Here is a 16,373-nt window from a genome sequence, read left to right as displayed (position 1 = left end):
ATTTTTTTGGTCTTAGGATATATGAGAAAAACAGGGTTGGCAGCTATTTGTTTTTTGGTGTTGCCCTTGTTACTCTGTTGTTGTATTTTCCACAGCAGATAGCAATACCGTGTATTCTCTGTGCATCTATTGGTGATCCTGTTATCGGTGAGATACGTTCTCGTTTTGGTCATAAAAGTGCTCATGTCATTGGTTTTTTTGTTTGTATGCTTTTCTTTGTTGTTGCTTGGTATAAAGCAGATTTTTTTGTTATGTTTTTTGTTTCTATTATTGGTGCTTTTGGTGCTATTGTTGGTGAGACTAAAAAATTTTGGTGGATTGATGATGACTTTATGATTCAAATGTTACCAGCTGTTTTGTTGTTGATTATATGGTTTAGCTTAGGTTATACTGGTTTTAGTTCACCAGATATAGTAATTTATCCAGTGAAGATGCCATGGTGATTGGTATGGATGTTAAAGATAAAGAATATTTGAAAACTGATTATAATAATATGAAAATTGTTAAATCAGAAGTTTTCTTTGCACCTATGCTCATTATTTTGCCTTTGCTAGTGGGCAGCTTTCTAGTTTTTGACTGGTTCAATCGAGGGTACTCTCTTGGAGTCTCAGATCTTAATGGTCAGCTAATGCTCGGAGTTATCATTTTAGTCGGTAATATTTTATTTGATATTCCATTTGTATCGTCTTTGATTCGTTATAAAAAAGATAAACGCCATTTTAAGGTTTAATTATTTTAGTTTGCTGACCAAACTTCTTTTGGTTCTTTTGCTCTTGAGAAAGCTATCAAAAACGCAAGTATCTCTATTCTCCCTAATATCATTAATAAAACAAACAGCCATTTAAGTTCCATTGCTAGGCTTGGTCCAGCTATACCTACGCTTAAACCTGTTGTGGCTATGGCCGATGTAACTTCAAAAATTGAGTCTATCGGTGAGTTCCCATATGAGCTTACGATAGCCGCTGAGATGAGTATTATGCCTGCCATCAAAATAACCATTGTAACAACCTGAATAAGTTCAGCGTTTGTGTATTCTTTTCCAAAGAGTTTAACTGTGGTATCCCTCTGTGTTATACTGTCTGTCACAACTTTTTTCGTTACCTTGAAAAGTAAAAGAAATCTATAGATTTTTATTCCACCTGCTGTTGAGAAGCTAGCTCCCCCAACAAACATTAGAAAGACTAAGAATAATTTTAGGTTACCTGAAAAATCGTAAACCTTGAGATAGCTGAATCCTGTTGTAGACATAGCACTGATAACATGAAAAGTCGAATCAAATAATGAATATGAAAAAAAGATCGTCACTATCGAAATAGAAATAAAAGCCATAAAAAGAAATACAGTTACCTCAGATTTTAAAAATTCTTTAAATCTAAGTTTGAATAGACCTGCTAATATTAAGAAGTTAGATGCGCCTAACACCATGCTGACAATAAGTATGAGTCCCAGAGGCGATTGTGTAGCCACATTTGTAATATCAACAATTGGAGAAAAACCGCCTGTACTTAATGCTGAGAAGATGAATGAAAACAAGTTTATTACATCTCTATAGCCGGATAATAGACCTATAATCATCATAGCTACAAAAAATACCATATATATCAAGAGAATCATGAAGAAGGTTCTTTTGATTTTATGATTTTTTGTAAAACCCATGCCCCTAGAAAATTCTTGTAGTTTAGTCTCTGGATAAAAGAACGCTAATAATACTAGCACTATACCTAAGCCACCTATAAATTGTGTTAGAGATCTATAAACGATTATTGATTTTGGTGTAGTAGATAGATTAGATATAACAGAGAAACCCGTTGTCGTGTATCCTGATGCTGATTCGAAGACACTATCTGTAAAAATTTTAACTGGATTACCGTTTGAGATATTGATGTACATATAAGGTATTGACCCTATGAAACTCAGTAGAAAAAAAACCAATACAACCAGAGCGCATGATTGTTTAAATGTGAGTTCTTTCCTTTCACAAAGAGCGTTTAACAGAAAACCTAAAACAAGAAATCCTGTAGCCGCAAGGAAAAGAGCTATTGTAGCAGATATCTCATTCAAGATAAAAGATATTATAATTGGGAATATTATGAATATCCCTGAGATTTGCATGACAAATCCGAGGTTAGATAAAATTGCTTTGATTTTCATTTTATCAGCAGAACCAGATAGTCATTTTTATAAGTTTTTATATTGATTTCTGTTTTTCTTTTGCTTGTTGTTTTTTTAAAGAAATTGCTTGTTTGCTTTTTAGTAATATCCTTAATATCCATTCGACTAGTATAATAAAGAGTATGAGTTGTATAGCCATTGTTAAAAAATTTGGTAAAGAATTAATCTTGTCTGTTATATCGGCCCATCTAAAGTATGATGGATCATAAAGAAACACACCTAGTAACGCAAGTGGTAGCATTTTTGCTAAATCTCTCGATAGATCTTCACTGTAGTATGCAGTGATTCTAATTGCTACTATTACTGCAAATGATGTGATCAGGATGCTAGATGGCTCTAAAGCTTTCGTGAGAAAGAGTAGCATGATTGCGAAACCAGCAAAGAAAATAATAGCAACAAATGGGAATAAAAAGAAGTATTTAAGGAAGGATATTATTTTTGCGTGTTTTTTTGGTGAAAGTTTGAATATGTCTCTTCTGGCTATAAACCTATAGAAATGCCAGATGAGAATAGCATAAATTGCTATAGATATTGCTAGATAGAATATTGGGAGAAATGATGATAAATCTCCACGGAAAACATCTTCTATTGAAAATTGATTTAGCCATTGTGAGAAATTTTCAAAAACCATTTCGATCTCCTCTCCAGACCGTGGTAATATTTTTTAGTTTATAAAGTCTGTGAAATTAATCTGTGTTAAATTATTTTAAAAAGATCGTTTTTTTTTTTGTTAATCTATTAGTTTTGATGTTAGGAGAGTTGGTAAAACAAACATGGTTGCAACAAATGAAAAAACAATAAGTGATATTACAACGATAGTAAACTGGTTTACTGATTGAATGTTTGCTATAAATGTTGATGTTAATGCGATACTTGTTGTTGTTGCTGCTCCAACTATTGACCATCCTGATGTTTCTATCGTGGTTTTAACTGCTTCTATTTTTGATATGCCTCTAGCAATTTCTTCACGTACTCTCTGTGTAACTTGTATGCTATAATCTATGGTTGTGCCTATCATAATGGATGCGATTGAGACGTTTATGACAGATAGGGGTATATCAAGTGTTACTAGTACCCCTGGTTGACATGCTAACACAAATAAAACAGGTGCTAGGGATATCACTCCTATTTTTGAGGAGTTGAATTGGATTATCAGGGATGCTAACACAAGTAAAAAAGAGGTGATAAGTGACTGTGTTTGTGAGCTCATTATCTGTTTGTTAACTTTAACTGTTACCACATCTTGGCCTACGAGCTGGGAAATCTGTCCATTGTGAGGAATATGTGTATTTTCTACTATACTATTTATTTTATTTACTAATGCCTCTAGTTCTTGGACGCTTTTACCAGCAGGTAAAGAAACAACTATTATGGTTTTTGAGTAATCTTTGTTTATTAACCCTGTTTCAGCGACTCGGTCATATATTATTTTGCTAACACCAAACATGGAACCCAGTTTTTTTGTTATCTGGTTTCGATCTAGCACCTCGTTTACTTTTTTGATTTCATCAGCTATCGAGGTTACAGAGACACCAATTTTTCTAATCTCAACTTGCATGTTGTAAATTGCATCAATAACCTCTGGGTAGGTGAGCCCCTGTGTATCTGTTTCAACTAATAGGGCATTGAAACTTGTTCCGCCACCAAATCTCTCTGAATATTCTAGGAGTTTTTCTATCTCAGGTATACCCTTTGGTGCCATATCATAGTAGTTTACATCTGTTCTTATATTAGGTATAAGAATCAAAGATAGTATAACTAAGAAACATGCAGCTGCAAACAATTTTTTCCTGTATTCAACAATAATATTCGCAAATCTTTTCCAACGATGATTTACCTCAGGTTTTTCAAATTTTAATATAAGAGCTAAACATGGTACAAGGATAGTTGAAGATATTAATGCAAAAGAGATACCTATAACACAACTAAAACCAAATATCGCCATCGGCGGCATGTACGAGCTCATAAGGGAACCAAAGCCGATGATTGTGGTAACTGCACACATGAGTACTGCTTTTCCAGTACGACCTATGGTGCGTTCCACTCGCTCAATTTTATCTTGGATAGTGTATTCTTCAACAAACCTGTTTGCCAGGTAGATGGAATAATCAACACCAAGACCTACCAATAACGCAACGACAGCAATAGACAACATACTCAGCTCAGGTTGTACTACGCCTAGTATACCAAATGTTAAAACTAGGGCATAAGCAAGTGGCAGTAAACCTATTACAAGACCTTTGATTGTCCTATGGAAAAACAGTAAAACAATTACTACAAGAACAATAGCTAATGGGAAAACTATTTTGAGTGCCTGGAAAGTACGTTCTTGCATTGCTTTCTGCACCGCAAATGTACCGGTTACAAACATATCAGAATAACTAGTTCCCCTGTTTTCTATAGCCAACTTAGTTTTATCTAAGATATCATAGTAATTAGCACCACTTGCTAGTTGGATTACTATAACAGCAACTTTATAGTCGTTTGTATAAAGAACACCCTTTGTCTCCTCAGTTTTCAACCGAGTCATATACCTAGCGATGAGTTCCTCATAATTACCAGCATTATATGGAGTTGGTATCTCATTTCTTCCTGTCCCACCGAGACCACCGGGGATCCACTGTTTCGCGTTTTCTTCTTTAATATAATTCGAAATACTTTGAACAGATGACACACCATCCCTACCATCAGGATAAGGATCCACTGCTCTAATGATTTCATCCATCTCAGTTAAAACCCTAAAGTCTCTAATATCATAGGACTTGTGTGTTTGGTCAATGTACACGATGATAGTAGCTCCTATTGGGAACTCCTTGTATATCCGAGCCCATAATTGTATTGTTGGGTCATCACTAGGTAAAAATTTAGATAAATCAGATTGCATGTAAATATTTTGAATGTTAAGACCAATCAAGATGGTAATTATGGTATAAACTAGGAGGACCGTTTTTGGTCGTTTAACCAACATTTTTGCTAAAGGTCTAACTATGTTCATATTTCTCTGGGCCCTCAATAATCTTGATTTTAACACTCCCATTATATGTTTCATTATTTGCTGAAAAAGCCAATCTCGCAAGTCTGTTTAGTCTATCTTCCATTTCATTTCTGTATCTTTTTAGAAGCTCTACAGGAGGGATTGCAAAATACATGTACGGGTTTTTTCCTATACCATCTTTCTGGATTTTTTTTCTGTAAATCAACTTTTTATAATGCATATCAGATAGCATCTCTCGTACAGTGCTAGGGTGTAGTTTTGTACCTTTTATGATTTGCTCACTCTTCGCACCATTTCTACCAATTAGATATACATATATTCGTGCTTTCGCTCTAGATTTAAGTATCTCAAGTACTATTTTTTCGAGGCTTTTGTCTAGTCTAGCTGGCTTCTCCTGCATTATTATTTACACCATTTTTATTTATTTTATTTAATAAATAAGTTGTTTTGTGGGTTTAAATAGTTTTCTATTTTGTCGGGCTTAAAACGACAAAATATTTTATCGGATTAAAGGCGATAAAATTAATAGCAAACATATAAATCAGTTAAAAGTAAACAATTTCTAATAATTACAACTATAAGAAATTTAATAGAATGAAGGTTATGAAAGAAATACCGATAGATTAAAATATTACTATATATATATTATTGATGGCTTTAGTATATAAAAAGAAATAGGTTACCAGATATAAATGAAATTTGGGGGAAAAAAATAAATGGAAAGAAAAACTAAAATAAGCTTGATTATGACGCTTTTGATGATATCTTCAACAATATTTATAGCAACACCATCTGTTGTCGCAGATGATGAAACATTTTCTGTTATAAAACAAGTGTATAATGGAGAACACTGGGTAGATTATATAGAGGCAGTATATGGGGATATAGTAAAATTTAGAATAACTACAACATATACTGGCAAGTATTGCGTAGAAAATATAGTAGTAACAGATAATTTACCAAATTGCCTAGAATATATAGGAACTGTGCAACCTGAAGATAAAAAACCGGTTATCAATGGGAATATAATAGTTTGGGATTTTGGAGAAACAAAACTATTGAAAGGTCAACAACTTATTATTGAATTTAATGCAAAGGTAGTTGGCCTTGGTGAAAACGTCAACTCAGTTGCAGTAACTGCAAAAGAATGTTGCACAGATAAACAGATGCACGATAATGATACTGCAACAGTTTTTGTAAATCCATCTGTCGAAGTTGAAAAAAAGGTATGGGATCCAGACAACGAAAAATGGGTTAAACAACTAGATTGGGTTATTAAAGGACAGAAAGTAAGATTCCAGATAACTATAACCTACCATGGTACAGATCTAATGAAATGCATGGTTGTAGAAGACAGTTTTTCAAGTGAATGTGAATGTAACTGTCTTGATTATGCAGATAATGTAAAAATAACTTATCCTAGCACCAATTTTGATCCCCCTGAGATAACAGTTTCAGAGAACCTTAAATATGTTAAATTCGATTGGACTAAATCACGTTTTAATCTAAATAATGGCGAAAGCATTGTTATAGAATTTGACGCTATCGTAATAGGATATTGCCAAGAGGAATATTTTGTTAAAAATTATGCTTGCGTAGACCTTTGGAGCTGCGAATGCTGTACTCACTTGTATGGATCTGATTATGCAACAGTGTTTTGTACGCCACATGCTCCAATCTTTAATAAAAAAGTCTACGATGGCGAAAATTATGTCGAAAAAGCAGATGTGTACGTCAATGACACAATAAAATACAAAATAGATCTAACTTACTATGGAGTATATAACCTAACTGAAATAAGAATTATGGACAAATTACCATGTGTATTAGAACATGTAGATGAAAATGCTAAATTAACTATTTTACGTGATAACGAGGTATATGAAACATCTATAAAGGGAGATATCTCAGAAAACAAAAAAATAGCATGGTGGAACCTCACAGAGGATCTGGAAGATGGTGACACTATGATAATAGTTTTTAATGTTCTAGTAACGGGAATAACCGGTGATTGCGAAGAATGTGGCATAAACACAGCTAGCTATACCGCTTACTCAAATGGCAACGATTATTCTGGAAGCGATACTGCACAAATATATTCAACATACAGACCACCTGCACCACCAATAAAAATTGATATAAATCTCATGAGAACGAGTATCGGTCGTGTTTGCGGAAGTATAACTAATACCGGGGATGAAAATTTATCTAATGTTAAATGTAACATATTAGTGAGTGGCGGGGTGTTGAAAAGAGTAAATCTAAACGTATCTGAAACATTTAAAGAGATAAAAGCAGGTGGCTCTGCATCGATATGCACAAGAAAAAGATCGGTAAAATGTGCATTCGGAAAAATTACAGTAAAAGTAACAGTACTTGTTGGAGATAAAACATTTGAAGAAAACTTCAAAGGATTTGTATTAGGTAGAATAGTAAGATTAAAACCTGTTGCTTAAAACAAACTAAAAACCTTCCATTTTTCTTTTTTCTCTTCTTTTTATTTATCTTTAGTTGAAAAATTATTTCAATTAAAGTGCTTTTACTGAATATGATAGTATGGACGATAAAACAAGGATAAGAAAAGACATCATAATGTTTGAGGAGAACATCGGTAACATGAATGAAAAACTAAAAACCCAGAACAGCAAAGTTGTTGAACTAGCAAAACAGTACTACGAGGATTCTAAATATTATCTTGGTAAAAAAGATTATTTCACTGCTTTTGGTTGTATAAACTATGCACATGGTCTTTTAGATGCAATTATAAAGTTTTAAAAACATGTTCTCTTTTTAAAAATTGGAGGAGATGTAAATTATGAAAATCAATGGAGATTTGAATAAATTCTACCATTATGCGTTTCCAACACAGGCGGTGCTGGTAACATGTAATGATGAAAAAGGAAAAACTAATGTTATTACAATTGCGTGGCATACAACTATTTCCAGGAAACCACCATTGTATGGTATTTCTGTGGCACCAAAAAGATATTCACATGAACTCATTGAAAGAACAAAAGAATTTGTTGTAAATTTCGTTCCTTACTCGCTAGCTGATAAAGTAAATTTCTGTGGAACATACTCTGGGAGAAAAAAGAATAAAATAGGGGAAACAAAACTGACTTTAATACCAGCTCAGAAGGTGAAAGCTCCTTTGATAAAAGAATGCTACGCCCATCTTGAGTGTAAACTAGCCAAGACTTTACCAATCGGGGATCACACATTATTTGTAGGGGAAGTTGTCAACATACTATTAGATGAGAATGCATTTGTAGATGATTTACTTGATAACGAGAAAATTCAGCCCACATATTATGTTGGGGATAACATTTATACTACTCTTGATAAAAAAGAGAAAAAGTGGCTCTAGTCAAAATGTTATCTTTATTTTATCATCTGGTTTAGCGTTTAGTTTTTGTGCTGCGTTACCCTGATTTATACTAATCTCCAAATAGTTACTGCTACCGATAGTTGCTAACAACTGACCTTTTTTTGTAAAACCATATGATTTTACAAAAACCGCCTCTCTTGGTTTATTGTTTATAGACAGTTTAATTTTTTTATTATAGTCTAAAACTTCTTTCACTGATGTTCCATCTATATTTGTAATAATATTACCAAAATGGTCAAGATAAACCACTTTTCCTGTGATGTCTTTTTTTGACATACAGGTTTCTCCAAAATCTAGGTCAACAAAATTTTTTGTTTTATCACCTAGTTTATCAAAAGAAACACCATTTACTATATGAGCAGCAATTGGAGCAAATATGTCACGTCCATGGAAGGTGTTGGAAACATTTTTTAGCATATACTCATTGTTTTTGATTTCATAAACAGTTAAATCCCCTAAAAACTTAGCAGCTGGTATTAAAACACCATTGTCTGGCCCTATTAGTATTTGACTTTTGGTTGTTATTATCAAACCTTTTCTATCAGTACCTACCCCTGGGTCTACAACAGCTAGATGCACTGTCCCAATAGGGTAGTATGGTGAAGTGTTTCTTAATATGAACGCTGCTTCTCTTATGTTATGGGGCGTAACATCATGTGTTATGTCAATGATCCTTGCATCTGTTATAAATGATATTACGCCCTTAATTTGAGCGACGTACCCATCCTTTGAGCCGAAATCAGTTAAAAGCGTTATTATTTTCATAACCTATTCCTCAGCGCAATATACAAAATATCTAACTGATTATTTAATATAGCGAATAAAGCGGGTTTTTCGCAAAAGTATTTATGTAAGAACTATGTATAATATAAAGGATGGAGAAATTAGTTAAAACCAAGTATGATGAAAAGGATATCGAAATTTTAGCGGATTTATGGGAGAAAAAGAGTAATAAGTCTATGAAATGCCCGAAATGTGGGGGAAACCTTGTTTTAGTACAAGTTGAACCTGTGTCTGATGCTGAAAGTGCTTATGTACCTTATGATACAGTTATCGAGTGTACGTATTGTCCTTTTAGTCTACATGTTGAGTCGTTTACGATACTTGGTAGTGTAAAAAATTTTGATGAAGAAAACGTTGAGTTAGCCAGCTGGTCCCCCAGTGGAAGCAGGGTTATATCAAAATATGAACATACCCTCAATTCTGATACTCTTAATAAGTTGAAGAAGTCTGGTGAACTTGTAGAGTTTTTGGTTGTAAACAAGCAGGTTATTCAGATAATCGGATAAAAAAAAAGATTATACGGGGAGACATACTTCATTTTTTTAAAAAATGGTTAGTAGATTTTGGCATATTTGCACAAAATGTTTATATATTGGGAGAAACAAAGATAGTTGTATAGGGGAAGTTTATGGGAAAGAAAAACGCGGTTCTAAGGAAAAACATCCCAGATGAGATACCTATAATCTGGGTTAATGTGGTTGAGTCTTACTCCTAGGTGTACATAATCCCCTCATAATTTTTTGGTGTCCTTTTTTTACCTGTAGTTTTATGTTTTATGAATTTCTTTTGATGTTTTTTACCTATGAAGCTAAAATCGTGTCTGAGTAGGCGTATGTATGTTTTATCTGGTAATGGCTCTAGTCTTAGTATTCCTTTGCTTTGGAGTTTTTGTAAAAACCTCATGATAGTTGTTTTTGGTAGGTGTAAAATTTTCTCTAGGTCATTTACTGTTACTGGATAGGTTTTTAGTAATATTTTTATGATCTGTTCATCTATTGTCCCAGTTGTTATTTCAATCATCGATCAAAAAAAGTTTTTGGGTTACATACATTCATAGGCTCTTACGCCTTTTTTGTCGTTTTTAAACATTTTTTTTACATCATCATGCATCTCAGGTGGGTATCCCTCTGGGAACTCTATGCATCCTTTGCAGACTTCGAAACCTATAGCTTTTTTCAAACCATCTATGCTTATGTATCCTAGTGAGTCTGCACCTATTTCTTTGGCTATTTTTTCCCATGATTTGATGCTACCATCCTCGTTCCGGGCTATGAACTCTTTTCTGCTTCTCATATCAATTCCTAGGTAGCATGGTGCTATTAGTGGCGGGCAACCTATTCTTACGTGTACCTCTTTTGCTCCAGCGTCTTTTATGCCTCGAACGATTTTTCTTATGTTTGTTCCTCTTACTATGGAATCATCTATTAGGATAACACGTTTTTTTTCTAGAACAGAACGCAAGAAAGATAAACCCTCTGATACAACCTTGTCTCTACTTTCCTGTGTCTGCTGTATGAATGAGCGTTCATCCTTGTCCTTCATTATACCCTCATCAATTGGTATACCTGATTCCTTTGAGAAACCTAAAGCGTATCTTCTACCAGATTCAGGTACTGGGACTACTATGTCTGCATCAACTGGTTGTTCCTGCGCAAGTAAACGCCCTATCTCTTCTCTTGTTTTATGTATAGATCGATCATTTATACGTGAATCAGGTTTCGCGAAATACACAAACTCGAACATACATGGCATCTCCTGTTTTTTTACTATTTGCTTCTCATAAATGTTCCCGTCTTTATCGATGACTACAATTGATCCACCTAGCACATCTTTTACGTACTCGAAGTTGATTTTCTTGAAAACCCTAGTCTCAGAGGCGAGGCAGTACATGCCATTAGATTTACCAAGTACTAGAGGCCTGATTTTACGTGGGTCGGTCACAGCAAAAAGAAACGGTGCCTCACCTGAGTCGGCAATAAATAAAACAGAGTAACTACCCTTGACCTTGTGCATAACGTTTTCACATGCCTTAAAAATCGTTTCAACAGTCAACTCTTTTTTATAAAGCTCATCTGCCATAGGTAGAAGAAGCCACTGTATATCACATTCTGTCCTAGGTTGTCTTTTAGTGGTTTTACTTAACTCCAAGCAGTTGTATATATTACCGTTATGAACCGCTGCTAAAAAAGGGTTTACAAGGTACTCTGGTTGCGCATTCCTCTTCAACGACTCAAGATCATCCATACCAGCTGTGGAATAACGTGTGTGCCCAATACCTATATTCCCGGGTTTATTGATCTTTTTTTCTTCATTAAAAACATCTCGAACCAAACCAGCATCCTTAGTCACATGAATGTTACCATCATAGGTGAGCATACCAGCAGATGACTGACCACGATGCTGAATAGAAAACAAACTATGATAAATAAGCCGAGAAACAGGTTTTCCCCCAATAATACCAACAATACCACACATTACAAACAGGGGAATAAAACAAGCATTATTTATAGATTATTTAAAAAAAGTTTAAAAAAAAAAGAAAATAACTACAGGAACCTCCCTTTTTTGTAAATCAACTCACCATCAGCATAAACCTCACCGTTCTTTCTAAGATCACACATCATATCCCAATGTAGACTAGACTTGTTTTTACTACCAGTCTCAGGATAACCACTACCAACAGCTATGTGTATCGTACCGCCAATCTTCTCATCAAACAACGTGTTTTTTATGTACCGTTTAATACCCTGGTTCATACCAAAGGCGAACTCACCGATTCTACGTGAACCATCATCCATGTCTAACATTGTATGTAAAAATTTTTCTCCCTTGGAAGCTTTGGCTTTGACAACAACCCCTTTTTTGAACCACAGCTGGATATCATCAACCTCACGTCCACCATGTGATGCTGGAAACGAATAACTAATGAAACCATCTGCAGAATTCTCAATAGGACCAGTAAAAATCTCCCCATCTGGGAAATTCTCTTTACCATAACAGTTAATCCATTTTCTACCAGCAACAGAAATGGTCAGATCAGTGTCTTCTGCTACAACACGGATCTTCTTTTTAGTGTTCAACATCTTCCTTATTTTTTCTTGTTCCCTGTAAACTTTTTTCCAATAACCAATCGGGTCTTTTGCATTAACATGAGCTGCATTAAAAATGAAGTTCTCGTATTCATCAAGTGACATCTCGGCATCCTGAGCTGCAGCATTAGTCGGGTACTCTGTGAGACACCACCTAAGCTCTTTTTTAGCGGCTCTATCTAAAAATATGTCATGTATCTCTCTATGAGCAACACTACTTATCGCCTGTTTTTTTGGGTCAACATTAGTCATACTACGTGTATTAGTTGGGCTTATAATAGAAAGCTGTGCATCGATATTTTTGATCTCAAACTTTGAAATCGGTGAAACATATTTCAGTTGTTTTTCAGAAGAGTATTTATAGAATATCTCGCTGAGGCCATCGATACCAACCCTTGCATAGGGGTTTGCGCCAACCTCTATAGCTTGTTTGTAAACCTCTTTTATCAAAGGTGCAGCAAGGATGCCACCTGATATAACAAACAAATCATCTTTCTTCAATGCCAATGAATGGTTTACCAATATATTTGCATATTTCTCCAAACGTCTGTCAATCATAAAGAAACCCAGAAAACGGAAACAGCTGAAATGATAAAAGTGTTTCCTAAACTGATTAGATGTTTTCCCAGTCTTTCAAAACAGACTCCCATCTATATTTTTTGATTGCATCGATTTCTTCTATTTTTCTAACGATTTTTTCATAACCTTTCATCAATGTACGCGTAGAGACCTTTACAATGAAATCATATTTACCTGATGTGGCTGATACGTGTGTAACACCACGTATGCTCCACAACTTATCCATTGTCTCTCTAAGAGGATAACCTGGTTTAACAGTTATGAAAATATATGCTTTTACTGCTGTGAGAGCAAAAGAAATAATTCCCATCATAATGAGTATCATACCAATGACTTTAATCAATAGCATTACTGGTTCCATTGACAATTCAGTGATGTAACCAAAATGCAGGAGAATAATGGTGAATGGTATAGCGAAAATAATTGTTGATGCACGGATCGCATTGTTAACACTAGCTTTACCTAAACCAAGAGATCTTATATAGAATACATAAGCGAAAAACGTTGTCCCCATCGTAGCAGCAAGCAACATAAAATAATGCGGGTCAAGGGAGACTGTGATAGCTGTGAGGAGATGGTTACTTGAAGTAAATATATCTTTGAAGAAGAGTATCGCAGCTGTGAAAACGCAGGTGAATATAACATTCCATAGTCTAATATTAATGGAATCATTTGGTTTATTGTTAATTTTCATAAGTTTTAGTTTACGCTGGTAAATCGAAAAAATAGCCCATGTTGGGTTTAAGACGATAAAAACGATGAGGATAGAGATAAAGTCAACTTCACCTGTTAAACTAATTGATGCAAGAATCGCACCAAATGCAACAATAACTGATGATTGAACTTCAACAAGCGTAGGAACATCTTTTTCAGTTATAGATTCCATGAGCAGTAGATATAAAATAACGATCTGAGAAAAAGAAAGGATGACCGAAGGATCCTGCACTGTTGAGACAATTGCGCAATACCCAACTGTGTTGATAGCATTCATAAGCCCTGCGACAACATTGTATTTCAGCTCATGCTTTTTAATGAGACGTAAACGTTTAAAAGAAGGGTCAATAATTTTGGACCCAATACTTTTTTTCCGAAAAGGAATCGAAAGAATCAGTGTTACCAAAAGAGCGATGAACACTCCTATAAAAAAGAGGGAAAATGCAAACGCCCAAGGATCATGTTGAAACGCTGGTTGGGCACCAACAAAGCTGTCGAGGCTTGTGACTGCTGCAGCAATAAAAGCAGAAGTAAAAGCTAATGTGTAAAATAGGTATTTTTTTCTTATTATCATGGTCTAGTCTCATGATAATGTTATTTCTTTCTCTATAATCTGGGTTGTTGTCTTAGTTACACCATCTATCATCTGAATTTTATCTGTCACATCCAGTAGTTCCTCTAGGTTTTTCACCTGCGCACGAACAACTATGTCATACTCCCCTGCGATAACCGATATTTTTGCAATGTTTTCGATTTTTCTCATTTCTTTTATTGCTTTATCTGTTTTCCCTGGTTGCATTGTTATAAGTATGTAGGCGCTTATCATAATTTATTCCCACCTTAGTTTTTCTCGGCGCAAATATTAAACCAAGTTATAAAGGTATCTATACTAGGTTATATATGGGTAATTGTTTGATAGTATTAAAATAGTGTTATCTGATTAAGGGAGGTTGTTTATGACACAGATATCTGAAGCAAAACTGGGAAAAACTACAGAGCAAATGAAGATGGTTGCAAAAAATGAGAGGATAGATTTGGAAACAGTTCGGAGAAGGGTTGCATCAGGCCATATTGTTATTCCTTTTAACCCAGTTCATTCACCGGAGTCACTTGGCATAGGCAAGGGTTTGAGGGTAAAGGTTAATGCGAACATAGGGACATCAAGGGAGTACTGTGATATCAAGGAAGAGGTTGAGAAAGCAAAAATTGCTGTTGAAGCAGGTGCGCATGCTGTGATGGATCTGTCAACCGGTGGTGATCTTGATAAAATTCGTTTATCACTGATTAAAACAGTTGATGTACCTTTTGGTACAGTCCCGGTTTATCAAGCTGGTATAAAAGCTATTGAGAAACATGGTTCTATTGTTGAGATGACTGAGGATGACATGTTTAACTCTTTTGAAAAACATGGTAAACAGGGTGTGGATTTTGCTGTTGCCCATGTTGGAGTAACCATGGAAAGTGTTGAACGTTTAAAAAGACAGAAACGTCTTATACCAATGGTTTCTCGTGGCGGAGCTTTTCATATGGCCTGGATTCTGCATAACAAAAAAGAAAACCCACTGTACAAAAACTTTGATTATCTTCTTGACATAGCAAAAAAATATGATATGACTCTTTCACTCGGGGATGGTATGCGGTCTGGCTCGTTGTATGATTCCAATGATCGCGCTAAATTCCAGGAGCTACTAATCATTGGTGAGCTTGTTGAAAAAGCTAGAGAAAGAGGTGTACAAACTATGGTTGAAGGACCAGGTCATATGCCTCTCAATGATATCCAAGCTAATATTCAGGTGATGAAAACAGTTACAAGAGATGCACCATATTTTGTTCTGGGGCCGCTAGTTACTGATATAGCACCTGGTTATGATCATTTTGTTGGCGGGATCGGTGGTGCACTTGCTGGTTTTTATGGTGCTGATTTTCTCTGTTACGTGACACCAGCGGAACACTTGTGTTTACCTGATAAAAACGATGTTAGAGACGGAGTTATTACAGCTAGAATAGCTGCGCATGCTGCGGATCTAGCAAGAGGCATAGACAGGGGCGTTGATGCGACTTTTAGTAAAGCGCGTGAGAATCTAAACTGGAATAAAATGTTTGAGATTTGTATAGATCCTAAAAAAGCTAGAGAATACAGGAAGAAAAGGTTGCCTGTAGAGGATACAAAAGCTTGTTCTATGTGTGGGAAACTCTGCGCAATTGAAATCGTAAAAAAATATATAAAACAGTAAATAGGGAGAGATATAAACTTTTTCAGGAGGAAAATAAGGGCGTTGTCCGAATAATAGTGAGGTGAAAAGTAAAAATTATATTGACTCAACATAAAAAAAATACATTTATTTAGTCATTAACCCTCATTTTATAAAGTAAAATTAGGGGTTCTCTATACTAAATCTCATCCACTTGATATAACCTAGATTAACAATAAGACCTGATAATTCTAAACATCCAGTTCAATTATATCACTATTTCAGCTAGCTTCTACAGGAATTAGTAGTGGCTCACCCAAAAGAAATGATGCCTTCACCTTGTTTAACACTAGGAGATCATAACATATCACTTTCAAACGTAATTCCTTATTCTGCAGATCATCTCTTCTAGAAGATAATACGTATCCGAGGCGTTGTTTCTCAGCACCTATCACAGCTTC

General features: G+C 35.0%; 18 protein-coding genes. 7 read left to right on the top strand and 11 right to left on the bottom strand.

All coding sequences use genetic code 11. The features are described from left to right. Together QHH19_02815 and QHH19_02810 are read left to right on the top strand one after the other, a co-directional pair. Nucleotides 1-443: dolichol kinase (locus QHH19_02815; GenBank protein MDH7517260.1), on the top strand; the 443-nt coding region annotated here is incomplete at its 5' end. A gap of 5 nt (nucleotides 444-448) precedes the next feature. After that, nucleotides 449-730 (top strand): hypothetical protein, encoded by a 282-nt coding sequence (locus QHH19_02810; protein ID MDH7517259.1) that lies wholly within the window; start codon nucleotides 449-451, stop codon nucleotides 728-730. Between the two features lie 5 nt (nucleotides 731-735). On the opposite strand, the gene QHH19_02805 is transcribed toward QHH19_02810, so the two are convergent. The 4 genes from QHH19_02805 to QHH19_02790 form a co-directional block, all read right to left on the bottom strand. After that, nucleotides 736-2,151: a potassium transporter TrkG gene (locus QHH19_02805; GenBank protein ID MDH7517258.1), complete on the bottom strand. Its 1,416-nt coding sequence runs from the start codon at nucleotides 2,149-2,151 to the stop codon at nucleotides 736-738. 37 nt (nucleotides 2,152-2,188) lie between these two features. After that, nucleotides 2,189-2,803 carry a hypothetical protein gene (locus QHH19_02800; protein ID MDH7517257.1) on the bottom strand — a complete coding sequence of 205 codons (615 nt, stop codon included), beginning with the start codon at nucleotides 2,801-2,803 and terminating at the stop codon, nucleotides 2,189-2,191. Nucleotides 2,804-2,902: 99 nt separating this feature from the next. Continuing rightward, nucleotides 2,903-5,167, bottom strand: a complete 2,265-nt coding sequence (locus QHH19_02795) for an efflux RND transporter permease subunit (GenBank protein ID MDH7517256.1) — start codon at nucleotides 5,165-5,167, stop codon at nucleotides 2,903-2,905. Beyond that, nucleotides 5,154-5,567, bottom strand: a complete 414-nt coding sequence (locus QHH19_02790) for a TrmB family transcriptional regulator (GenBank protein ID MDH7517255.1) — start codon at nucleotides 5,565-5,567, stop codon at nucleotides 5,154-5,156. Before QHH19_02790 ends, QHH19_02795 begins: the two co-directional genes overlap by 14 nt. Nucleotides 5,568-5,883: 316 nt before the next feature. Between QHH19_02790 and QHH19_02785 the strand changes: the two genes are divergently transcribed. The 3 genes from QHH19_02785 (at nucleotide 5,884) to QHH19_02775 (ending at nucleotide 8,534) form a co-directional block, all read left to right on the top strand. After that, nucleotides 5,884-7,623 carry a hypothetical protein gene (locus QHH19_02785; protein MDH7517254.1) on the top strand — a complete coding sequence of 580 codons (1,740 nt, stop codon included), beginning with the start codon at nucleotides 5,884-5,886 and terminating at the stop codon, nucleotides 7,621-7,623. A gap of 100 nt (nucleotides 7,624-7,723) precedes the next feature. Next, nucleotides 7,724-7,942 (top strand): DUF357 domain-containing protein, encoded by a 219-nt coding sequence (locus QHH19_02780; protein ID MDH7517253.1) that lies wholly within the window; start codon nucleotides 7,724-7,726, stop codon nucleotides 7,940-7,942. A gap of 40 nt (nucleotides 7,943-7,982) precedes the next feature. Next, a complete protein-coding gene (locus QHH19_02775) occupies nucleotides 7,983-8,534 on the top strand; it encodes a flavin reductase family protein (protein ID MDH7517252.1) in 552 nt (183 codons plus the stop codon). Here the strand turns inward: QHH19_02775 and QHH19_02770 are convergent, their stop codons facing one another. Then, nucleotides 8,535-9,320: an S-adenosyl-l-methionine hydroxide adenosyltransferase family protein gene (locus QHH19_02770; protein ID MDH7517251.1), complete on the bottom strand. Its 786-nt coding sequence runs from the start codon at nucleotides 9,318-9,320 to the stop codon at nucleotides 8,535-8,537. It lies immediately after the preceding gene. A gap of 110 nt (nucleotides 9,321-9,430) precedes the next feature. On the opposite strand from QHH19_02770, the gene QHH19_02765 reads away from it, so the two are divergent. Continuing rightward, a complete protein-coding gene (locus QHH19_02765; protein ID MDH7517250.1) occupies nucleotides 9,431-9,844 on the top strand; it encodes a hypothetical protein in 414 nt (137 codons plus the stop codon). A 205-nt stretch (nucleotides 9,845-10,049) separates the two neighbouring features. Here QHH19_02765 and QHH19_02760 read toward each other — a convergent pair whose 3' ends face one another. From QHH19_02760 to QHH19_02740, 5 genes are all read right to left on the bottom strand, one after another. Then, a complete protein-coding gene (locus QHH19_02760; GenBank protein MDH7517249.1) occupies nucleotides 10,050-10,358 on the bottom strand; it encodes a MarR family transcriptional regulator in 309 nt (102 codons plus the stop codon). A 21-nt stretch (nucleotides 10,359-10,379) separates the two neighbouring features. Beyond that, entirely contained in the window at nucleotides 10,380-11,813 is a 1,434-nt protein-coding gene (purF, locus tag QHH19_02755) for an amidophosphoribosyltransferase (protein ID MDH7517248.1), read from the bottom strand. A 71-nt stretch (nucleotides 11,814-11,884) separates the two neighbouring features. After that, nucleotides 11,885-12,985: an aminopeptidase gene (locus QHH19_02750; protein ID MDH7517247.1), complete on the bottom strand. Its 1,101-nt coding sequence runs from the start codon at nucleotides 12,983-12,985 to the stop codon at nucleotides 11,885-11,887. Between the two features lie 55 nt (nucleotides 12,986-13,040). Beyond that, nucleotides 13,041-14,294 (bottom strand): Lrp/AsnC ligand binding domain-containing protein, encoded by a 1,254-nt coding sequence (locus tag QHH19_02745; GenBank protein ID MDH7517246.1) that lies wholly within the window; start codon nucleotides 14,292-14,294, stop codon nucleotides 13,041-13,043. Nucleotides 14,295-14,303: 9 nt separating this feature from the next. Further along, on the bottom strand, nucleotides 14,304-14,546 hold the full coding sequence (locus QHH19_02740) for an Lrp/AsnC ligand binding domain-containing protein (protein MDH7517245.1): 243 nt from the start codon (nucleotides 14,544-14,546) through the stop codon (nucleotides 14,304-14,306). Between the two features lie 130 nt (nucleotides 14,547-14,676). Here QHH19_02740 and thiC point away from each other — a divergent pair, with 130 nt between their 5' ends. Beyond that, a complete protein-coding gene (thiC, locus tag QHH19_02735; protein ID MDH7517244.1) occupies nucleotides 14,677-15,954 on the top strand; it encodes a phosphomethylpyrimidine synthase ThiC in 1,278 nt (425 codons plus the stop codon). A gap of 239 nt (nucleotides 15,955-16,193) precedes the next feature. Here thiC and QHH19_02730 read toward each other — a convergent pair. Next, the coding region (locus QHH19_02730; protein MDH7517243.1) for a hypothetical protein at nucleotides 16,194-16,373 on the bottom strand (180 nt) is incomplete at its 5' end.

It is taken from the genome of Candidatus Thermoplasmatota archaeon (assembly GCA_029907305.1).
Lineage (GTDB): Archaea > Thermoplasmatota > E2 > DHVEG-1 > DHVEG-1 > JARYMC01.
The sequence above is the reverse complement of the archived record's forward strand: the minus strand, read 5'-3'. Positions and strand labels throughout refer to the sequence as shown.

What these genes read in the sequence shown, in the direction of transcription:
- QHH19_02810 (MDH7517259.1), top strand. Translation starts at nt 449, where the DNA reads ATGGATGTTAAAGATAAAGAATATTTGAAAACTGATTATAATAATATG.
- QHH19_02805 (MDH7517258.1), bottom strand. Translation starts at nt 2,151, where the DNA reads ATGAAAATCAAAGCAATTTTATCTAACCTCGGATTTGTCATGCAAATC.
- QHH19_02800 (MDH7517257.1), bottom strand. Translation starts at nt 2,803, where the DNA reads ATGGTTTTTGAAAATTTCTCACAATGGCTAAATCAATTTTCAATAGAA.
- QHH19_02795 (MDH7517256.1), bottom strand. Translation starts at nt 5,167, where the DNA reads ATGAACATAGTTAGACCTTTAGCAAAAATGTTGGTTAAACGACCAAAA.
- QHH19_02790 (MDH7517255.1), bottom strand. Translation starts at nt 5,567, where the DNA reads ATGCAGGAGAAGCCAGCTAGACTAGACAAAAGCCTCGAAAAAATAGTA.
- QHH19_02785 (MDH7517254.1), top strand. Translation starts at nt 5,884, where the DNA reads ATGGAAAGAAAAACTAAAATAAGCTTGATTATGACGCTTTTGATGATA.
- QHH19_02780 (MDH7517253.1), top strand. Translation starts at nt 7,724, where the DNA reads ATGGACGATAAAACAAGGATAAGAAAAGACATCATAATGTTTGAGGAG.
- QHH19_02775 (MDH7517252.1), top strand. Translation starts at nt 7,983, where the DNA reads ATGAAAATCAATGGAGATTTGAATAAATTCTACCATTATGCGTTTCCA.
- QHH19_02770 (MDH7517251.1), bottom strand. Translation starts at nt 9,320, where the DNA reads ATGAAAATAATAACGCTTTTAACTGATTTCGGCTCAAAGGATGGGTAC.
- QHH19_02765 (MDH7517250.1), top strand. Translation starts at nt 9,431, where the DNA reads ATGGAGAAATTAGTTAAAACCAAGTATGATGAAAAGGATATCGAAATT.
- QHH19_02760 (MDH7517249.1), bottom strand. Translation starts at nt 10,358, where the DNA reads ATGATTGAAATAACAACTGGGACAATAGATGAACAGATCATAAAAATA.
- purF (MDH7517248.1), bottom strand. Translation starts at nt 11,813, where the DNA reads ATGTGTGGTATTGTTGGTATTATTGGGGGAAAACCTGTTTCTCGGCTT.
- QHH19_02750 (MDH7517247.1), bottom strand. Translation starts at nt 12,985, where the DNA reads ATGATTGACAGACGTTTGGAGAAATATGCAAATATATTGGTAAACCAT.
- QHH19_02745 (MDH7517246.1), bottom strand. Translation starts at nt 14,294, where the DNA reads ATGATAATAAGAAAAAAATACCTATTTTACACATTAGCTTTTACTTCT.
- QHH19_02740 (MDH7517245.1), bottom strand. Translation starts at nt 14,546, where the DNA reads ATGATAAGCGCCTACATACTTATAACAATGCAACCAGGGAAAACAGAT.
- thiC (MDH7517244.1), top strand. Translation starts at nt 14,677, where the DNA reads ATGACACAGATATCTGAAGCAAAACTGGGAAAAACTACAGAGCAAATG.